Raw genomic sequence first — 19,106 nt, forward strand, 5'->3', positions numbered from 1 at the left:
GGGCTGAATTCCCATGGGACTGGAAGAGAAGCTGCCGAGCGGCTTCCTGCTGACCACCGTCGAACAGGCCGCGGGATGGGTGCGCAAGTCGTCCGTCTTTCCGGCGACGTTCGGCCTCGCCTGCTGCGCCATCGAGATGATGACGACCGGAGCGGGCCGGTACGACCTGGCCCGCTTCGGCATGGAGGTCTTCCGCGGCTCCCCGCGCCAGGCCGACCTGATGATCGTCGCCGGACGGGTCAGCCAGAAGATGGCGCCGGTGCTGCGCCAGGTGTACGACCAGATGCCCGCTCCCAAATGGGTGATCTCCATGGGGGTTTGTGCATCTTCAGGCGGAATGTTCAATAACTACGCGATCGTCCAGGGCGTCGACCACATCGTCCCGGTGGACATCTACCTCCCCGGCTGCCCGCCCCGCCCCGAGATGCTGATGGACGCGATCCTCAAGCTCCACCAGAAGATCCAGGGCGGAAAGCTCGGCGTGAACCGGGAGGAAGCGGCCCGCGAGGCGGAGGCGGCGGCCCTCAAGGCCCTCCCCACCATTGAGATGAAGGGGCTGCTCCGGTGAGCGAGACCCAAGAGCCCGACCACGGCAACGACGCCGCCGCGACCGACGCGGGCGGCGGCCTGCCCGCGCCGCGCGCCCAGGGCCCCGAGGTCATCGGCGTCCGCACGGGCATGTTCGGCGCGGCGAACGGCGGTGACACCAGCGGCTACGGCGGCCTGGTCCGCACCGTGGCCCTGCCCGGCGCGTCCTCCCGCCCGTACGGCTCGTACTTCGACGAGGTGGCCGACGAGCTCGAAGGCGCCCTGGAGGAGCAGGACCTGGTACCGGAGAACGCCATCGAGAAGACCGTGGTCGACCGGGGCGAGCTCACCTTCCACATCGCCCGGGAGCACCTCGCGCGCGTCGCGCGCACCCTGCGCGACGACCCCGCCCTGCGCTTCGAGCTCTGCACCGGGGTCTCCGGAGTCCACTACCCCGGGGACAAGGGCCGCGAGCTGCATGCCGTCTACCACCTGCGCTCGCTCACCCACGGCCGGATCCTGCGGCTGGAGGTGTCCGTCCCCGACAGCGACCCGCACGTCCCCTCGCTCGTCTCCGTCTATCCGACCAACGACTGGCACGAGCGCGAGGCGTACGACTTCTTCGGCCTGGTCTTCGACGGGCACCCGGCCCTCACCCGGATCATGATGCCGGACGACTGGCAGGGGTTCCCGCAGCGCAAGGACTACCCGCTCGGCGGCATCCCCGTCGAGTACAAGGGCGCCCAGATCCCGGCTCCCGACCAGCGGAGGTCGTACAGCTGATGTCCACGTCCAACCACTCCTCCGCTCGCGAGACGACCGAGGGAACCGTCTACACCGTCACCGGCGGCGACTGGGACGAGATCGTCCAGTCGGCGGCCAGGGCCGACGACGAGCGGATCGTCGTCAACATGGGTCCGCAGCACCCCTCCACCCACGGTGTGCTCCGGCTGATCCTGGAGATCGACGGCGAGACCGTCACCGAGGCCCGCTGCGGCATCGGCTACCTCCACACCGGAATCGAGAAGAACCTCGAATTCCGCAACTGGACACAGGGCACCACCTTCGTCACGCGCATGGACTACCTGACGCCGTTCTTCAACGAGACCGCGTACTGCCTCGGCGTCGAGCGACTGCTCGGCATCACCGACCAGATCCCGGACCGCGCCACCGTCGTCCGCGTCCTGCTGATGGAGCTCAACCGGCTCTCCTCCCACCTGGTGTGCATCGCCACCGGCGGCATGGAGCTGGGCGCGACCACGATCATGATCTACGGCTTCCGCGACCGCGAGCTGATCCTCGACCTCTACGAGCTGATCACCGGACTGCGGATGAACCACGCGTTCATCCGCCCCGGCGGCCTCGCGCAGGACCTCCCGCCGGGCGCCGTCGACCAGCTGCGCGAGTTCGTGAAGACCATGAAGAAGAACCTGCCGGAGTACGACAAACTCGCCACCGGCAATCCCATCTTCAAGGCTCGCATGCAGGACGTCGGCTACCTCGACCTCTCCGGCTGCATGGCCCTGGGCGCCACCGGCCCGATCCTGCGCTCCGCCGGCCTGCCGCACGACCTGCGCAAGTCGGACCCGTACTGCGGCTACGAGACCTACGAGTTCGACGTGCCGACCACCGAGACCTGCGACTCCTACGGGCGCTTCCTGATCCGGCTGGAGGAGATGCGCCAGTCGCTGCGGATCATCGAGCAGTGCCTGGAGCGGCTGGAGCCCGGACCGGTGATGGTCGCCGACAAGAAGATCGCCTGGCCGGCGCAGCTGGCCATGGGCCCCGACGGGCTCGGCAACTCGCTCGACCACATCAGGAACATCATGGGCACCTCCATGGAGGCCCTCATCCACCACTTCAAGCTGGTGACCGAGGGCTTCCGGGTGCCGGCCGGACAGGCCTACGCCGCCGTCGAGTCCCCCAAGGGCGAGCTGGGCGTCCACGTCGTCTCCGACGGCGGGACCCGCCCCTACCGGGTCCACTTCCGCGATCCGTCCTTCACCAACCTGCAGGCCATGGCCGCGATGTGCGAGGGCGGCCAGGTCGCCGACGTCATCGTCGCCGTCGCCTCCATCGACCCCGTGATGGGAGGCGTCGACCGATGACCGCCAGTCCTCAGAACCAAGGGGTCGCGCTGGGCATGCCCCAGCTGCCCGCCCCCGACTTCCCGGCGGAGGTACGGACCCGCCTCGAAGCGGACGCGAAGGAGGTCATCGCCCGCTACCCGGACAGCCGCTCCGCGCTCCTCCCGCTGCTGCACCTGTGCCAGTCGCAGGAGGGCCACGTCTCCCGGACCGGGGTGCGCTTCTGCGCCGAGATGCTCGGCCTGACCACGGCCGAGGTGACCGCCGTCGCCACCTTCTACACGATGTACCGGCGCAAGCCCTCGGGCGACTACCAGGTCGGCGTCTGCACCAACACCCTGTGCGCGGTCATGGGCGGCGACGCCATCTTCGAGGAGCTCAAGGAGCACCTCGGGGTCGGCAACAACGAGACCACCGCCGACGGCAGGATCACCCTCGAACACATCGAGTGCAACGCCGCCTGCGACTACGCCCCCGTGGTGATGGTCAACTGGGAGTTCTTCGACAACCAGACCCCCGAGTCCGCCAAGGCCATGGTCGACGACCTGCTGGCCGGCCGCGAGGTCTCGCCGACCCGGGGCGCACCCCTGTGCACCTACAAGGAGACGGCCCGGATCCTGGCCGGCTTCCCGGACGAGCGCGCGGGCGCGGTCGAGGCCACCGGCGGGGCCGGCCCCGCCTCCCTGATCGGGCTGCGCATCGCCCGCGGCGAGCCCCCGCACCCCCCGATCGTCCACCCGCGCGGCGAGAGCACCACCGAGGGAGGGGAGTGATGTCCGTGTCCTCTGAACTGAGCAACGGGGGTACCTCCCGGCCGGAGGCCGGGGGAGGGAGCAGCCCGGAGAAGCTCCTCGCGCCCGTCCTGTCGGCCTTCTGGGACGAACCCGAATCGTGGACGCTGGCGACCTACCGGCGCCACGAGGGCTACGAGGGCCTGCGCAAGGCCCTCGCGATGACCCCGGACGACCTCATCGCCTACGTGAAGGACTCGGGCCTGCGCGGACGCGGCGGAGCCGGCTTCCCCACCGGGATGAAGTGGCAGTTCATCCCGCAGGGCGACGGAAAACCGCACTACCTCGTGGTCAACGCGGACGAGTCGGAGCCGGGAACCTGCAAGGACATCCCCCTCCTCTTCGCCAACCCGCACTCCCTCATCGAGGGAATGATCATCGCCTGCTACGCGATCCGCTCCCAGCACGCCTTCATCTACCTGCGCGGCGAGGTCGTACCGGTCCTGCGGCGCCTGCACGAGGCGGTGCGCGAGGCGTACGCGTCCGGATACCTCGGCAGGAACATCCTCGGCAGTGGGCTCGACCTCGACATCACGGTGCACGCGGGCGCGGGCGCGTACATCTGCGGCGAGGAGACGGCACTGCTCGACTCGCTCGAAGGCCGGCGCGGCCAGCCCCGGCTGCGCCCCCCCTTCCCCGCCGTCGAGGGGCTCTACGCGTGCCCCACTGTCGTCAACAACGTCGAGTCCATCGCCTCGGTTCCCGCGATCCTGAACCGGGGCAAGGACTGGTTCAAGGCGATGGGGACGGAGAAGTCCCCCGGATTCACCCTGTACTCGCTCTCCGGGCACGTCGCCGGACCCGGCCAGTACGAGGCCCCGCTCGGCATCACCCTGCGCCAGCTCCTCGACATGAGCGGCGGCATGCGATCCGGGCACCGGCTGAAGTTCTGGACCCCGGGCGGATCCTCCACCCCGATGTTCACCGACGAGCACCTCGACGTCCCCCTGGACTACGAGGGCGTCGGCGCCGCCGGGTCGATGCTCGGCACCAAGGCCCTCCAGTGCTTCGACGAGACCACCTGCGTGGTGCGGGCCGTCACCCGGTGGACCGAGTTCTACGCGCACGAGTCCTGCGGCAAGTGCACTCCCTGCCGCGAAGGCACGTACTGGCTGGTCCAGCTGCTCCGCGACATCGAGGCCGGCAAGGGCGTCATGTCCGACCTCGACAAGCTGAACGACATCGCCGACAACATCAACGGCAAGTCCTTCTGCGCGCTCGGTGACGGCGCGGCCAGCCCGATCTTCTCCTCGCTGAAGTACTTCCGCGAGGAGTACGAGCAGCACATCACGGGCAAGGGCTGCCCCTTCGACCCCAGGAAGTCGACCCTCTGGGCCGACACGGAGGTGAACGCATGACCGTCACCACTACGGCCGCCTCCGGAGGGGAACCCGCCGTCCCGCCGGAGGACCTGGTCTCGCTGACCATCGACGGAGCCGAGCTCTCGGTGCCCAAGGGCACCCTCGTCATCCGCGCCGCCGAACAACTCGGCATCGAGATCCCCCGGTTCTGCGACCACCCCCTCCTTCCCCCCGCCGGCGCCTGCCGCCAGTGCATCGTCGAAGTCGAGGGCCAGCGCAAGCCGATGGCCTCCTGCACCATCACCTGCACCGACGGCATGGTCGTCAGGACCCAGCTGACCTCCGAGGTCGCCGACAAGGCCCAGCGCGGGGTGATGGAGCTGCTGCTCATCAACCACCCGCTGGACTGCCCCGTCTGCGACAAGGGCGGCGAGTGCCCGCTGCAGAACCAGGCGATGTCGCACGGCAACGCCGAGTCCCGCTTCGAGGGCAGGAAGCGGACCTACGAGAAGCCCGTCCCGATCTCCCCGCAGGTCCTGCTCGACCGGGAGCGGTGCGTCCTGTGCGCCCGCTGCACCCGCTTCTCCAACGAGATCGCAGGCGACCCGATGATCGAGCTCCTGGAGCGCGGCGCACTCCAGCAGGTCGGCATCGGCGAGGGCGATCCCTTCGAGTCGTACTTCTCCGGCAACACCATCCAGATCTGCCCGGTCGGCGCCCTCACCTCGGCCGCGTACCGGTTCCGCTCCCGCCCCTTCGACCTCGTCTCCTCCCCGAGCGTGTGCGAGCACTGCGCGGGCGGCTGCGCGACCCGTACCGACCACCGGCGCGGCAAGGTGCTGCGGCGCCTCGCCGCGGAAGACCCCGAGGTCAACGAGGAATGGGTCTGCGACAAGGGCCGTTTCGGGTTCCGCTACGCGCAGCGCCCGGACCGTCTGACCACCCCGCTGGTGCGCAGCGCCGCCGGGGTCCTGGAACCGGCGAGCTGGCCCGAGGCCCTGGAGGCCGCCGCGAACGGGCTCGCCGCCGCACGCGGCCGGGCCGGAGTGCTCACCGGCGGCCGGCTCACCGTCGAGGACGCCTACGCCTACGCCAAGTTCGCCCGGGTCGTGCTCGACACCAACGACATCGACTTCCGGGCCCGCGTGCACAGCGCGGAGGAGGCCGACTTCCTGGCCGCCACCGTCGCCGGCACCGGCAAGGACCTCGACGGCGACGGCGTCACCTACACCTCGCTGGAGGCGGCGCCCGCGGTGCTGCTCGCCGGCATCGAGGCCGAGGAGGAGGCCCCCGGGGTCTTCCTGCGGCTGCGCAAGGCCCACCGCAGGTCCAAGCAGCGGACCTTCGCCCTGGCCCCCTTCGCCACCCGCGGACTTCAGAAGGCCGGCGGCACCCTCCTGGCGGCCGCTCCCGGCACCGAGCCCGACTGGCTCGACGCGCTGTCCTCACGGACCGGCCTGGAGGCGGGCGGCGCGGAGGCCGCCGAGGCGCTGCGCGCACCGGGCGCCGTCATCGTCGTCGGAGAGCGCCTCGCCGGTGTGCCCGGTGCGCTGACCGCCGCCGTACGGGCGGCCGCCGCCACCGGGGCGAAGCTCGTGTGGATCCCGCGCCGGGCCGGGGAGCGGGCCGCCGTCGAGGCCGGCGCCCTGCCGTCCCTGCTGCCGGGCGGCCGTCCGGCCACCGACCCGCGGGCCCGCGACGAGGTCGCCACCGCCTGGGGCCTGGACGAACTCCCGCACCGCTACGGCCGCGACACCGGCCAGATCGTCGAGGCGGCGGCCACCCGGGAACTGTCCGCGTTGCTGGTCGCGGGTGTGGAGGTCACCGACCTGCCGGACCCGGCCCGCGCGCGGACCGCCCTCAAGGAGGCCTTCGTGGTCTCCCTGGAACTGCGGCCCGGCGAGGTCACCGATCACGCGGACGTGGTCCTGCCGGTCGCCGCGGTCGCCGAGAAGGCGGGCGCGTTCATCAACTGGGAAGGGCGCGTCCGGCCCTTCGAGGCCGCGCTCAAGCCCGACCAGATGACCCGCCGGCTCGCCCCGGCCGACGCCCGCGTGCTGCACATGCTGGCCGACGCCGCCGACCGGCCGATCGGCCTGCCCGACGTGCACGCCGTACGCCGCGAACTGGAGCGGCTCGGCCCCTGGGAGGGCGCGCTCGCCGCCGAGCAGTCCACCGACCCGGTGCCGCTGCCCCGTCCGGGCGTCGGCGAGGCGGTCCTCGCCGGTCACCGGCTCCTGCTGGACCGGGGCCTGCTCCAGGAGGGCGACGAGGCCCTGGCCGGTACCCGGCACGAGGCCGCAGCCCGGCTGTCGGCCGCCACGGCCACCGAGACGGGCGTCAAGGAGGGCGACGTCCTCGCGGTCACCGGCCCCGCCGGCACGGTGGAACTCCCGCTCCGGATCGCCGAGATGCCCGACCGCGTCGTCTGGCTCCCGCTGAACTCCACCGGCTCCGGCGTCCTCGCCGACGCCGGAGCCCGCCCGGGCACCCTCGTACGCATCGGCCCGGCGACCCCGGCCGGCGCAGGCGACACCACTGCGGAGGTGGGCGCGTGAACACCGTTCAACTCGCTGCCGAGGACCTGTCCCTCTTCGGACGGGACGTCTGGTGGCTCGTCGTCGTCAAGGCGGTGTTCTGCTTCGCCTTCCTGATGGTGACGGTGCTGTTCTCCATCGTGTGGGAGCGCAAGGTCGTCGCCTGGATGCAGCTGCGTATCGGCCCCAACCGGCACGGCCCCTGGGGCATGCTCCAGTCGCTCGCCGACGGCGTGAAGCTGATGCTCAAGGAAGACATCGTCGTCAAGCGGGCCGACAAGGTGGTGTACGTCCTGGCCCCGATCATCGCGGCGATCCCGGCCTTCATGGCCATCGCGGTGATCCCCTTCGGACCGGCCGGCAACGAGGTCTCCATCTTCGGGCAGCGCACCTCGATGCAGCTGACCGACCTGCCCATCGCGATGCTCTACATCCTCGCGGTGGCCTCCGTCGGCATCTACGGCATCGTCCTTGCCGGCTGGTCCTCCGGCTCCACCTACCCGCTCCTCGGCGGCCTGCGCTCCTGCGCCCAGATGATCTCCTACGAGATCGCGATGGGTGCGGCCTTCGCCTCGGTCTTCCTCTACTCCGGGTCGATGTCGACCTCGGCGATCGTGGAGGCCCAGCAGGACCGCTGGTTCATCGTGCTGCTGCCGGTGTCCTTCATCATCTACGTCGTCACGATGGTCGGCGAGACCAACCGCGCCCCCTTCGACATGCCGGAGTCCGAGGGCGACCTGGTCGGCGGTTTCAACACCGAATACTCGTCCATCAAGTTCGCGCTGTTCATGCTCGCCGAGTACGTCAACATGGTCACCGTCTCGGCGGTCTCGGTCACGCTGTTCCTCGGCGGCTGGCGGGCCCCGTACCCGATCAGCACCTTCTGGGAGGGCGCCAACCACGGCTGGTGGCCGCTCCTCTGGTTCGTCCTCAAGGTGCAGCTGCTCCTCTTCTTCTTCATCTGGCTGCGCGGCACGCTGCCACGCGTGCGCTACGACCAGCTGATGAAGCTCGGCTGGAAGGTCCTGATCCCGGTCTCCGTGGTCTGGCTGATGATGGTCGCCACCGTCCGGGCCCTGCGCAACGAGAACTACGCGATGGCGGACATCGCCCTCTACGTCGGCGGCGCCGTCGTGGCGATCCTGCTGCTCTCCTTCGTCGCGGACGTCTTCCGCGACAAGCGCGAGAAGGCGGCGGCCGCGGACGCCGGCCGGGACACCGCGCCCTTCGATCCGCTGGCGGGCGGGTTCCCCGTACCGCCCAAGCCCGGCCAGCACCTGGCACCCGTACCGCGCAGGCGGCCCCGCAGTGAGCGGGAGCTGATCGTCAGTGGCGGCGCGAACACCGACAGTGACCGAGAGGAGGGTGCTGAGAATGTCTGACGAGAAGTGGCAGAATCCGGTGGCCGGCTTCGGCGTGACCTTCAAGGCCATGTTCAAGAAGCGCCTCACCGAGCAGTACCCGGAGCAGCAGAAGACGACCGCCCCGCGCTTCCACGGACGGCACCAGCTCAACCGGCACCCCGACGGTCTGGAGAAGTGCATCGGGTGCGAGCTGTGCGCCTGGGCCTGCCCCGCCGACGCCATCTACGTGGAGGGTGCGGACAACACCGAGGAGGAGCGCTACTCCCCGGGTGAGCGGTACGGCCGGGTCTACCAGATCAACTACGCCCGCTGCATCCTGTGCGGGCTGTGCGTCGAGGCGTGCCCGACCCGGGCGCTGACCATGACGAACGAGTTCGAACTGGCCGACGCCAGCCGCGAGTCCCTCATCTACACCAAGGAGCAGCTGCTCGCCGGCCTCACCGAGGGCATGGTCGAGGCGCCGCACTCGATCTTCCCCGGTACCGACGAGCAGGACTACTACCGCGGACTGGTGACGGGCGCCGCCCCGGGCACGGTCCGGCAGGTGGCGGTCTCCAAGGGCGAGGAGCCGGCCGGCTCCGACGACGGGAACACCGCGGAGGTGGGGGCATGAGCGCCATGGCCGCGACCGTCACCTCCACCGGTGAGGCCGTGCAGTTCTGGGTCCTCGGCACCATCGCCGTCATCGGTGCGCTGGCCACGATCCTGATGAAGAAGGCCGTGCACAGCGCACTCAGCCTCGCCGGGACGATGATCATCCTGGCGGTCTTCTACCTCGCCAACGGGGCGTACTTCCTGGGCGTCGTCCAGGTCATCGTCTACACCGGCGCGATCATGATGCTCTTCCTCTTCGTGGTCATGCTCGTCGGCGTCACCGCCGCCGACTCCCTGAAGGAGACCATCAAGGGGCAGCGCTGGCTGGCCCTCCTGTGCGGCCTCGGCTTCGGCATCCTGCTGTGCGCCGGCATCGGCCACGCCGGGCTGGGCCACTTCAACGGGCTCGGCCGGATCAACTCCGCCGGGCACGTCGAGGGCCTCGCCCAGCTGATCTTCACCAAGTACGTGTTCGCCTTCGAGATCACTGGCGCTCTGCTGATCACCGCAGCCGTCGGCGCGATGGTGCTCACCCACCGCGAGCGCACCGAACGGGCCGCGACCCAGCGCGAGCTGGCCGAGCGCCGCGTACGCGAGGGCGTGCAGCTCCCGCCGCTGCCCGCGCCCGGGGTCTACGCCCGCCACAACGCGGTGGACGTGCCCGGCCTGCTGCCGGACGGCACCCCGTCCGAGCTCACCGTCAGCCGGACGCTGCGCGATCGCGGCCAGGTCCGCGACGTCTCCGGCGAGGCGCTCGACGACCTCAAGGCGCTGGAGCAGCGTTCGGCGGAGCGCCTCGGCCGTGAGGAGGCCTCGAAGTGAATCCGGTCAACTACCTGTACCTGGCGGCCCTGCTGTTCACGATCGGCGCCGTCGGGGTGCTGATCCGCAAGAACGCGATCGTGCTGTTCATGTGCATCGAGCTGATGCTCAACGCCTGCAACCTGGCCTTCGTCGCGTTCTCCCGGATGCACGGCAACCTCGACGGTCAGATCATCGCCTTCTTCACGATGGTCGTCGCCGCCGCCGAGGTCGTGGTCGGCCTGGCGATCATCGTGTCGCTGTTCCGTACCCGCCACTCGGCCTCGGTCGACGACGCCAGCCTGATGAAGCTGTAAGGGGTCGCTGTGGAGAACCTGATTGCGCTGCTGATCGCGGCGCCGCTGCTCGGAGCGGTGGTGCTGCTCTGCGGCGGCCGGCGCCTCGACAAGGCCGGCCACTGGATCGGCACCCTGCTCGCGGCCGTCTCCTTCGGGATCGGCGTCGCGCTCTTCGCCGACATGCTGGGGCGCAGCGCCGAGGACCGGACGCTGACCCAGAAGCTGTACACCTGGATCCCCGTCGAGGGCTTCCAGGCGGACATGGCCTTCCAGCTGGACCAGCTGTCGATGACCTTCGTCCTGCTGATCTCGGGCGTCGGCACGCTCATTCACGTGTACTCGATCGGGTACATGGAGCACGACGAGCGCCGCCGCCGCTTCTTCGGCTACCTGAACCTGTTCGTCGCGGCCATGCTGCTGCTGGTCCTCGCCGACAACTACCTGCTGCTGTACTTCGGCTGGGAGGGCGTGGGCCTCGCCTCGTACCTGCTGATCGGCTTCTGGCAGCACAAGCCCAGCGCGGCCACCGCCGCGAAGAAGGCGTTCCTGGTCAACCGCGTCGGCGACATGGGCCTGTCGATCGCGATCATGCTGATGTTCACCACCTTCGGGACCTTCGCCTTCGGGCCGGTGTTCAGCGCGGTGGGGGAGGCCTCCGAGGGCAAGCTCACCGCCATCGGCCTGATGCTGCTGCTCGCGGCCTGCGGCAAGTCGGCTCAGGTGCCGCTGCAGTCCTGGCTCGGGGACGCGATGGAGGGCCCGACCCCGGTCTCGGCCCTCATCCACGCGGCCACGATGGTGACCGCCGGCGTCTACTTGATCGTCCGCTCCGCCGCGGTCTTCAACGCCGCCCCCGACGCCCAGTTGGTGGTCACCGTCGTGGGAGCGGTCACGCTGCTCTTCGGTGCGATCGTCGGTTGCGCGAAGGACGACATCAAGAAGGCCCTGGCGGGGTCGACGATGTCGCAGATCGGCTACATGATCCTCGCCGCGGGCCTCGGCCCGATCGGCTACGTCTTCGCGATCATGCACCTGGTGACGCACGGCTTCTTCAAGGCCGGCCTCTTCCTCGGCGCCGGTTCCGTGATGCACGGGATGAACGACGAGGTCGACATGCGCAAGTACGGGGCCTTGAGGAAGTACATGCCGGTCACCTTCGTCACCTTCGGGCTCGGCTACCTGGCGATCATCGGCTTCCCGGGCCTGTCCGGCTTCTTCTCCAAGGACATGATCATCGAGGCGGCGTTCGCGAAGGGCGGCACCGAGGGCTGGATCCTCGGCGGGGTCACCCTGCTGGGCGCCGGCATCACCGCCTTCTACATGACCCGCGTCATGCTCCTCACCTTCTTCGGCGAGAAGCGCTGGCAGCCGTCCGCCGACGGCCACGAGCCGCACCCGCACGAGTCCCCGAAGTCCATGACCGTCCCGATGGTCATCCTCGCCTTCGGATCGGTCTTCGCCGGTGCCTTCTTCGAGATCGGCGAGCGTTTCCTGAAGTGGCTGGAGCCCGTCACCGGCTACGCGCACGGCAACCCGCCGGTCAGCGCCACGACGGTCACCGCGGCCACCATGGTGATGCTCCTCGCGGGCGTCGGCATCGCGTGGGCGATGTACGGCAAGCGGCCCGTCCCGGTCGTCGCCCCGCGCGGCTCCCTCCTCACCCGGGCGGCCCGCCGCGACCTGTACCAGGACGACTTCAACCACGTCGTGCTGGTGCGCGGCGGGGAGCACCTGACCCGCTCCCTCGTGTACGTCGACCACAGCCTGGTCGACGGGGTGGTCAACGGGACGGCCGCCTCGGTCGGCGGTCTCTCGGGCCGACTGCGCAGGCTGCAGAACGGCTACGCCCGCAGCTACGCGGTCTCGATGTTCGGGGGGACGGCGATCCTCATCGCCGCGACCCTGCTGATGAGGGCGGTGTGACATGAACTTCCCGCTTCTGACGGCCACGGCCGCGGTGCCCGCGGTCGGCGCGATCTTGACGGCGGCCGTCCCGGCCGCCCGCCGGACCGCCGCCAAGTGGCTCGCGCTGCTCTTCTCGCTGGCGACACTGGCCCTGGCCGTGCTCATCGCCATCCGCTTCGAACCCGGTGGCGACCGCTACCAGCTCACCGAATCCCGCCCCTGGATCGCCGACTTCGGCGTCCGCTACGAGCTGGGCGTGGACGGGATCGGCGTCGTCCTCATCGGACTCACCGCGCTCCTGATCCCCTTCGTGATCGCGGCCGGCTGGCACGACGCCGACCCGCTGGCGGAGCCGGTGAGCGGCTCCGCCACCTGGAAGCCCTCGCGCTGGCGCCCGACCCAGGGCTTCTTCGCCCTGATCCTGATGGTCGAGGCGATGGTGATCATCTCCTTCGAGGCCACCGACGTCTTCCTCTTCTACATCTTCTTCGAAGCCATGCTCATCCCGATGTACTTCCTCATCGGCGGCTTCGGGGACCGGGCCCACTCGGGCAGCGAGGAGAACGCGGCCGCGCAACGCAGTTACGCGGCGGTCAAGTTCCTCCTCTACAACCTGGTCGGCGGCCTGATCATGCTGGCCGCCGTCATCGGCCTGTACGTGGTCGCCGGGAACTTCTCGCTCCAGGAGATCACCGCCGCCCGCGCCGCGGGCACCCTGGACATGGCGACCAACACCGAGCGGCTGCTGTTCCTCGGCTTCTTCTTCGCCTTCGCGGTGAAGGCCCCGCTGTGGCCGCTGCACACCTGGCTGCCGAACGCGATGGGCGAGGCCACCGCCCCCGTTGCCGTGCTGATCACCGCGGTCGTCGACAAGGTCGGCACCTTCGCGATGCTCCGCTTCTGTCTCGGACTCTTCCCCGACGCCAGCAAGTGGGCCACGCCGGTGATCCTCGTCCTGGCCCTGATCAGCATCGTCTACGGGGCGCTGGTGGCCGTCGGCCAGCGGGACATCAAGCGGCTGGTGGCCTACGCCTCCATCTCGCACTTCGGCTTCATCATCCTGGGCATCTTCGCGATGACCTCCCAGGGCCAGTCCGGCGCCACCCTCTACATGGTCAACCACGGCCTGTCGACGGCGGCGCTCATGCTGGTGGCCGGCTTCCTGATCTCGCGGCGCGGCTCGCGGCTCATCGCCGACTACGGCGGCGTCCAGAAGGTCGCCCCGGTCCTCGCCGGGACCTTCCTGATCGGCGGCCTGGCCACCCTCTCGCTGCCCGGCCTCGCGCCCTTCGTCAGCGAGTTCCTCGTCCTGGTCGGCACGTACGCCCGCTACCCGGTCGTCGGGATCATCGCCACCGTCGGCATCGTGCTGGCCGCGCTCTACACGCTGGTGCTCTACCAGCGCACGATGACCGGGCCCGTGAAGGAGGAGGTCCGCACGATGCCGGACCTGCGCCTGCGCGAAGTGCTGGTGGTCGCCCCGCTGATTGCGCTGCTGATCGGGCTCGGCGTCTACCCGAAGGTCCTCACCGACGTCGTCAACCCGGCGGTGGAGCACACCATGTCGGACGTGAAGCAGACGGACCCGAAGCCCGAGGTCGCCGTCGAAGCCAAGAACGGGGAGGAGGCGAAGTGAGCGCACTGACTTCCGCCCACAGCCTGTGGACACTGGCGGCCGACGCGCCGGCCGACCGGATCCCGGCACCGACGATCGAGTACGCGCAGCTCGCTCCCACGCTGATCGTGGTGGGCGCGGCGGTCGTCGGGATCCTCGTGGAGGCCTTCGTGCCCCGCAGGTCCCGGTACTACGTGCAGGTCTTCCTCACCCTCGCCGCGCTGGCCTCGGCCTTCGCCGCGGTGGTCGGCCTCGCGGCCGGCGGGTACGGCTCGACCAAGGCGCACATCGCCGCGATGGGCGCCATCGCCGTGGACGGTCCCGCGCTCTTCCTCCAGGGCACCATCCTGCTGGCCTCGGTCGTCGCGGTCTTCACCTTCGCCGAGCGGCGCCTGGACCCGGCCGCGCACGGCAACCGGGTGGACTCCTTCGCCGCGCAGGCGGCGTCGGTACCCGGCAGCGACAGCGAGAAGGCCGCGGTCAAGGCGGGCTTCACCACCACCGAGGTCTTCCCGCTGGCCCTGTTCGCGATCGCCGGAATGCTGATCTTCCCGGCGGCCAACGACCTGCTGACGCTGTTCATCGCCCTGGAGGTCTTCTCCCTCCCGCTGTACCTGCTCTGCGCCGTCGCCCGCCGCCAGCGGCTGATGTCGCAGGAGGCCGCGGTGAAGTACTTCCTGCTGGGTGCCTTCGCCTCCGCCTTCCTCCTCTTCGGCATCGCCCTGCTCTACGGCTACGCCGGCTCCATGTCGTACGCGGTGATCGCCGACGTGGTCGACGGCACGGTCACGACGATCGACCCGGCCCTGGCCGGCACCATGGGCAACGACGTGCTGCTGCTGATGGGCGGTGCGCTGATCCTGACGGGCCTGCTCTTCAAGGTCGGCGCGGTGCCCTTCCACATGTGGACCCCGGACGTCTACCAGGGCGCTCCCACCCCGGTCACCGGCTTCATGGCGGCGGCGACGAAGGTGGCCGCCTTCGGCGCCCTGCTGCGGCTGCTGTACGTGGTCCTGCCGGGGCTGCGCTGGGACTGGCGTCCGGTGATGTGGGGGGTGGCCATCGTCACGATGCTGGCGGGCGCGGTGATCGCCGTGACCCAGACCGACGTCAAGCGGCTGCTGGCGTACTCCTCCGTCGCGCACGCCGGCTTCATCCTGGCCGGTGTGATCGCGACGTCGGCGGAGGGCATCCAGTCCGTCCTCTTCTACCTGGCTGCCTACTCCTTCGTGACGATCGGCGCGTTCGCCGTGGTCACGCTGGTGCGCGACGCGGGCGGCGAGGCGACGCACCTGTCCAAGTGGGCCGGTCTGGGCCGGCGTTCGCCGCTGACCGCGGCCGTCTTCGCGGTGTTCCTGCTCGCCTTCGCCGGCATCCCGCTGACGTCGGGCTTCACCGGGAAGTTCGCCGTGTTCAGCGCGGCGGCGGAGGGCGGCGCGGGGCCGCTGGTCGTGATCGGTGTCCTGTCGTCCGCGATCGCCGCCTTCTTCTACATCCGCGTGATCGTCCTGATGTTCTTCAGCGAGCCGAAGGCCGACGGTCCGACGGTGGCCGTCCCCTCGCCGCTGACGATGACGACCATCGCGGTGGGCGTCGCCGTCACCCTGGTCCTGGGCCTGGCGCCGCAGTACTTCCTGGAGCTGGCGGGGCAGGCGAGCACCTTCGTCCGCTGACCGGACCGCCGCACCGCCCAGGGCCCGGCCCCCCTTCGGGGGAGCCGGGCCCTCGGCCGTGGCGGGATCCAACGCGTAGACGTGGACCACGGCGCGTCCGTCCTCGTTCTCGACCCGCCAGAAGTGGACGATCCCGGCCCTGGCGCACGTCAACGGCTTGATCGTGAACTCGCGGAAGACCTCGAAGTCGGCAGGGGCCGCCGACCGCAGCTGCCACCCGCGGGCGGGACGGGCCGGCGGGGCCCCGGCTCCGGCTCAGGCTGCGGAGCTGCCGGTTCGACGCTCATCAGTGCTCCCACGGGGCAGAGTCTCGCGGGCGCGTTCGCCGTATCGCCGGAGTTCTCAGGCAGGGCCGCACTCACGAGTGAGTCATATGCCGGGGGCGCTTGACGAGCCTAGTGTCCGTGCGCGTGGGCGGCCGCCGGCTTGCCCGGGGTGGGGGCCTTCTTCGGGCAGGTCAGGGCCGGGTTCCAGTTGTGGAAGCGGCCGGCCGGGTTCTCCTTGTACGCCCACAGGTGCAGGTCGTAGTGCTTGGGCATGCCGGCCCAGTGGCCCGGCATGGGGCCGTCGAAGGGCAGGCCGAACATGCTCGGCCGGTCGTCGTCGGTCTTCAGGTCCTGGTCCCGGTCGGTGGCCATCCATTCCACCGTCTCCAGCTTGCGGCGGCCGTTTCGGTCCTTCTCCCGGCTGTAGAGCAGCGCGGTGGGCCTCGCGGGGTCCTTAGAACCCCAGTTGGCCTGCTTGACGTAGTGGTAGTTCATGGCGCCCACCCCGAAGGGGTTCGTCATGCACTCCTCGCCGTGCGGGACGTACCCGTCCTTGATGGCCTCCCGCTCGTCCGCGTACTTGGCCGTCGCCGCGATCGCCGTCGCCAAGTCCCGCATGGCCTTCGCGTCGCGCGGGTCGGGCGCGGGCCCCTCGACCCCGTGGGCCGGGGCCACGGCGGTCAGGCCGAGGGCCACGGCGGCCGCGCAGGTGACGAGGGTCCTCGGGCTGAGTACGGTCATGGCGGCGGCTCCTCGCGGTGGGGGTACGGGGTACGGGTTCCCGCTTCCGGTCGTCCGTCCACCATCCCGGCCCGCCCCGCCCGCCGCACGCGGCGCGCCTCCGAACGGGGGGCTGGCCGTTCGGAGGCGCGGGGGGCGCTGGGGGGCGCTGGGGGCGCGGAGGGGCGCTACGCGGCGCCCACGATGCGGCCGGTGACCTCGCCGAGGCCGACGCGCGTGCCGTCCGGGCCGGGGGCCCAGGCGGTGAGGGTGACGGTGTCGCCGTCCTCCAGGAAGGTGCGCTTGCCGTCGGCGAGCTCGATGGCGTCGCGGCCGTTCCAGGTGAGCTCCAGCAGCGAGCCGCGCTGGCCGACCTCGGGGCCGCTGACCGTGCCCGAGCCGAAGACGTCACCGGTGCGCAGGGAGGCGCCGTTGACGGTCATGTGCGCGAGCTGCTGGGCGGCGGTCCAGTACATCGTCGCGAACGGCGGCTGCGCCACCTCCTGGCCGTTGAGGGCGACGGTGATGCGCAGGTCGAAGCCGCCGGGGCGGTCGACCGCGGCGTCGTCCAGGTAGGGCAGGAGCGGGAAGTCCCGGGCGGGCGGGGCGACGCGGGCGGCGTCGAGCGCCTCCAGCGGGGTGACCCAGGCGGAGACGGAGGTGGCGAAGGACTTGCCGAGGAAGGGGCCGAGCGGTACGTACTCCCAGGCCTGGATGTCCCGCGCCGACCAGTCGTTGAGCAGGAAGAGACCGAAGACGTGGTCCTCGAACGCGCCCAGCGGGACCGGGCTGCCCTGCGCGGACGGCGTGCCGACGACGAACCCGACCTCGGCCTCGATGTCGAGCTTGACGGACGGGCCGAAGACGGGGGCCGGGTCGGCGGGCGCCTTGCGCTGCCCGGAGGGCCGCACGACGTCGGTCCCGGAGACCACGACGGTGCCGGAGCGGCCGTGGTAACCGATGGGCAGGTGCTTCCAGTTGGGCGTCAGCGCGTCGCCGTCGGGGCGGAACATCATGCCGACGTTGGTGGCGTGGTGCTCGCTGGCGTAGAAGTCGACGTAGTCGGCGACCTCGTACGGCAGGTGCAGCGTGACCCCGTCCAGGGGCAGCAGGTGGGGCTCGACGGTGGGGCGGTGGCCGGGGTCGGTGACCCAGGCGGTCAGGGCGCGCCGCACGTCGCGCCAGGCGGTGCGCCCGGCGGCCAGCAGCGGGTTGAGGGAGGGCGCGCCGAGCAGCCCGGCGTACGGGGAGCCGAGCGCGATCGCTGCCGCCCCCGCGTCCAGCACGTGCCCGCCGATGCGCACGCCGATCCGCCGGCGGTCTTCGCCGGCGGTCGAGAAGACGCCGTAGGGGAGGTTGTGCGGCCCGAACGGGTCGCCCTCGGGGACATCGAGGGGGCTCTGCTGGGGCATGGGGTACTGCCTCGCTTTCGACGCGGTCCGGGGGTGTCCCGGGAAACACCGTGCGGCACACGCTACCCAGGATCCCGTGGGAAAGCTCGGGCCCCCAGTCGGATATGAAACACACAGGGGAAGGCTGGAATGGGCAGATATTGCCAATGATGGTCCTATCTGATCTTCGAGTGCGAGTTGCCGGGTTCAGGCCGTAAGGTCGGGCGCCTGGACAAGGGTTCCGGCGCCGCGCGTCGAAGCGGGAAGGTGCCGGGCGGTGGCGGCGACCTGTCGTGCTCAGAACCGGATCGTCGACTCCGCAGTGCGTCACGTGGCCGAGGGGGCGCGTGGGAGGCCGGTTTCGCGCCCTATTTGTAGGACTTGTCCACAGGGGTCCGTATCCTTGGCGCCGTGACTTCCGCGCCTCTTCCGGCCCTCCCCTATGCCTTGATCGCCACTGACCTGGACGGGACCCTGCTGCGTGCCGGCGACGGCGTCTCGGCCCGTTCCCGCGGGGCGCTCGCGGCGGCCCGTGCCGCCGGCGCCCGGCACATCATCGTCACCGGTCGCCCCGTCCCCCAGGTGCGACACGTCTTCGACGGACTGGATTACACGGGGCTCGCGGTGTGCGCCCAGGGGGCGCAGGTGTACGACGCGGCGCGCGGTCGACTGCTGCACGCCGTTTCCATGGACCGCGAGCTGGCGGAGGTGGCCCTCGGCAAGATCGAGGCGGAGATCGGCGAGGTCTACGCGGCGGTCAACCAGGAGGGCCTGGACGCGGAGATGCTGATGGGCCCGGGCTACCGGATGTGGCACCCGCACCTGCCGACGGTCCGGGTGGCCCGGCGTTCCGACCTGTGGTCGGCACCGATCAACAAGGTGCTGCTCCAGCACCCGGAACTGGACGACGACGAGCTGACGCGGGTGGCCCGCTCGGTGGTCGGGGACCTGGTGAACGTCACGATGGCGGGCGAGCACACGGTGGAACTCCAGCCGCCGGGCATCGACAAGGCCCATGGCCTGGCCCGGGCGGCCGACGTCCTGGGCATCTGCGCCACCCGGACGATCGCCTTCGGCGACATGCCGAACGACGTCCCGATGTTCGCATGGGCGGCCTGGGGGGTGGCCATGGCCAACTCCCACCCGGAACTGGTCGCGGTGGCCGACGAGCTGACCCTGTCCAACGAGGCCGACGGCATCGCGGTGGTCCTGGAGCGGCTGTTCGGCTAACCGC

Annotated in this window: 16 protein-coding genes; 14 read left to right on the plus strand and 2 right to left on the minus strand. The window is 70.5% G+C overall.

From position 1 onward, the window contains the following. Positions 1-13 precede the first annotated feature (13 nt). Genes R4Z63_RS18740 through nuoN form a run of 13 tightly spaced genes read left to right on the plus strand, consistent with a single transcriptional unit; the run spans position 14 to position 15,495 of the window. The gene (locus tag R4Z63_RS18740; protein WP_030028258.1) at positions 14-568 is read left to right on the plus strand and encodes a NuoB/complex I 20 kDa subunit family protein; all 555 of its coding nucleotides are present in this window, start codon (positions 14-16) and stop codon (positions 566-568) included. Further along, positions 565-1,311, plus strand: coding sequence for an NADH-quinone oxidoreductase subunit C (locus tag R4Z63_RS18745; RefSeq protein WP_384446368.1), 747 nt, complete (start codon positions 565-567; stop codon positions 1,309-1,311). Before R4Z63_RS18740 ends, R4Z63_RS18745 begins: the two co-directional genes overlap by 4 nt. Further along, positions 1,311-2,636 carry an NADH-quinone oxidoreductase subunit D gene (locus tag R4Z63_RS18750; protein ID WP_037918832.1) on the plus strand — a complete coding sequence of 442 codons (1,326 nt, stop codon included), beginning with the start codon at positions 1,311-1,313 and terminating at the stop codon, positions 2,634-2,636. The genes R4Z63_RS18745 and R4Z63_RS18750 overlap by 1 nt, the downstream gene beginning before the upstream one ends. Further along, a complete protein-coding gene (nuoE, locus tag R4Z63_RS18755; protein ID WP_384446371.1) occupies positions 2,633-3,388 on the plus strand; it encodes an NADH-quinone oxidoreductase subunit NuoE in 756 nt (251 codons plus the stop codon). Before R4Z63_RS18750 ends, nuoE begins: the two co-directional genes overlap by 4 nt. After that, complete coding sequence (gene nuoF, locus R4Z63_RS18760; RefSeq protein ID WP_384446373.1) at positions 3,388-4,764, plus strand: NADH-quinone oxidoreductase subunit NuoF; 1,377 nt, start codon at positions 3,388-3,390, stop codon at positions 4,762-4,764. Before nuoE ends, nuoF begins: the two co-directional genes overlap by 1 nt. Next, positions 4,761-7,265 carry an NADH-quinone oxidoreductase subunit G gene (locus R4Z63_RS18765; protein ID WP_384446375.1) on the plus strand — a complete coding sequence of 835 codons (2,505 nt, stop codon included), beginning with the start codon at positions 4,761-4,763 and terminating at the stop codon, positions 7,263-7,265. Before nuoF ends, R4Z63_RS18765 begins: the two co-directional genes overlap by 4 nt. Next, on the plus strand, positions 7,262-8,626 hold the full coding sequence (gene nuoH, locus R4Z63_RS18770; RefSeq protein WP_384446377.1) for an NADH-quinone oxidoreductase subunit NuoH: 1,365 nt from the start codon (positions 7,262-7,264) through the stop codon (positions 8,624-8,626). The genes R4Z63_RS18765 and nuoH overlap by 4 nt, the downstream gene beginning before the upstream one ends. Then, a complete protein-coding gene (gene nuoI, locus R4Z63_RS18775; RefSeq protein WP_037918840.1) occupies positions 8,619-9,221 on the plus strand; it encodes an NADH-quinone oxidoreductase subunit NuoI in 603 nt (200 codons plus the stop codon). The genes nuoH and nuoI overlap by 8 nt, the downstream gene beginning before the upstream one ends. Beyond that, positions 9,218-10,024, plus strand: coding sequence for an NADH-quinone oxidoreductase subunit J (locus R4Z63_RS18780; RefSeq protein WP_384446379.1), 807 nt, complete (start codon positions 9,218-9,220; stop codon positions 10,022-10,024). Before nuoI ends, R4Z63_RS18780 begins: the two co-directional genes overlap by 4 nt. After that, positions 10,021-10,320 (plus strand): NADH-quinone oxidoreductase subunit NuoK, encoded by a 300-nt coding sequence (gene nuoK, locus R4Z63_RS18785; protein WP_030958925.1) that lies wholly within the window; start codon positions 10,021-10,023, stop codon positions 10,318-10,320. The genes R4Z63_RS18780 and nuoK overlap by 4 nt, the downstream gene beginning before the upstream one ends. 9 nt (positions 10,321-10,329) lie before the next feature. After that, on the plus strand, positions 10,330-12,225 hold the full coding sequence (nuoL, locus tag R4Z63_RS18790) for an NADH-quinone oxidoreductase subunit L (protein ID WP_384446382.1): 1,896 nt from the start codon (positions 10,330-10,332) through the stop codon (positions 12,223-12,225). A gap of 1 nt (position 12,226) precedes the next feature. Further along, positions 12,227-13,843, plus strand: coding sequence for an NADH-quinone oxidoreductase subunit M (locus R4Z63_RS18795; RefSeq protein WP_384446384.1), 1,617 nt, complete (start codon positions 12,227-12,229; stop codon positions 13,841-13,843). 5 nt (positions 13,844-13,848) lie between these two features. Next, positions 13,849-15,495, plus strand: a complete 1,647-nt coding sequence (nuoN, locus tag R4Z63_RS18800) for an NADH-quinone oxidoreductase subunit NuoN (protein ID WP_384446402.1) — start codon at positions 13,849-13,851, stop codon at positions 15,493-15,495. Positions 15,496-15,890: 395 nt separating this feature from the next. Here the strand turns inward: nuoN and R4Z63_RS18805 are convergent, their stop codons facing one another. Both R4Z63_RS18805 and fahA read right to left on the minus strand, forming a co-directional pair. Next, complete coding sequence (locus R4Z63_RS18805) at positions 15,891-16,502, minus strand: hypothetical protein (protein ID WP_037918850.1); 612 nt, start codon at positions 16,500-16,502, stop codon at positions 15,891-15,893. 167 nt (positions 16,503-16,669) lie between these two features. Continuing rightward, positions 16,670-17,893: a fumarylacetoacetase gene (gene fahA, locus R4Z63_RS18810; RefSeq protein ID WP_037918851.1), complete on the minus strand. Its 1,224-nt coding sequence runs from the start codon at positions 17,891-17,893 to the stop codon at positions 16,670-16,672. A gap of 390 nt (positions 17,894-18,283) precedes the next feature. On the opposite strand from fahA, the gene R4Z63_RS18815 reads away from it, so the two are divergent. After that, a complete protein-coding gene (locus tag R4Z63_RS18815) occupies positions 18,284-19,102 on the plus strand; it encodes an HAD family hydrolase (RefSeq protein ID WP_037918852.1) in 819 nt (272 codons plus the stop codon). Positions 19,103-19,106: the final 4 nt, after the last annotated feature.

The organism is Streptomyces sp. PL-29, from assembly GCF_058344425.1.

Excerpts from the sequence above, each read along its gene's own strand:
- R4Z63_RS18740 (WP_030028258.1), top strand. The coding sequence starts at position 14 with ATGGGACTGGAAGAGAAGCTGCCGAGCGGCTTCCTGCTGACCACCGTC.
- nuoF (WP_384446373.1), top strand. The coding sequence starts at position 3,388 with ATGTCCGTGTCCTCTGAACTGAGCAACGGGGGTACCTCCCGGCCGGAG.
- R4Z63_RS18765 (WP_384446375.1), top strand. The coding sequence starts at position 4,761 with ATGACCGTCACCACTACGGCCGCCTCCGGAGGGGAACCCGCCGTCCCG.
- R4Z63_RS18750 (WP_037918832.1), top strand. The coding sequence starts at position 1,311 with ATGTCCACGTCCAACCACTCCTCCGCTCGCGAGACGACCGAGGGAACC.
- nuoI (WP_037918840.1), top strand. The coding sequence starts at position 8,619 with ATGTCTGACGAGAAGTGGCAGAATCCGGTGGCCGGCTTCGGCGTGACC.
- nuoE (WP_384446371.1), top strand. The coding sequence starts at position 2,633 with ATGACCGCCAGTCCTCAGAACCAAGGGGTCGCGCTGGGCATGCCCCAG.
- fahA (WP_037918851.1), bottom strand. The coding sequence starts at position 17,893 with ATGCCCCAGCAGAGCCCCCTCGATGTCCCCGAGGGCGACCCGTTCGGG.
- R4Z63_RS18780 (WP_384446379.1), top strand. The coding sequence starts at position 9,218 with ATGAGCGCCATGGCCGCGACCGTCACCTCCACCGGTGAGGCCGTGCAG.
- R4Z63_RS18795 (WP_384446384.1), top strand. The coding sequence starts at position 12,227 with ATGAACTTCCCGCTTCTGACGGCCACGGCCGCGGTGCCCGCGGTCGGC.
- R4Z63_RS18805 (WP_037918850.1), bottom strand. The coding sequence starts at position 16,502 with ATGACCGTACTCAGCCCGAGGACCCTCGTCACCTGCGCGGCCGCCGTG.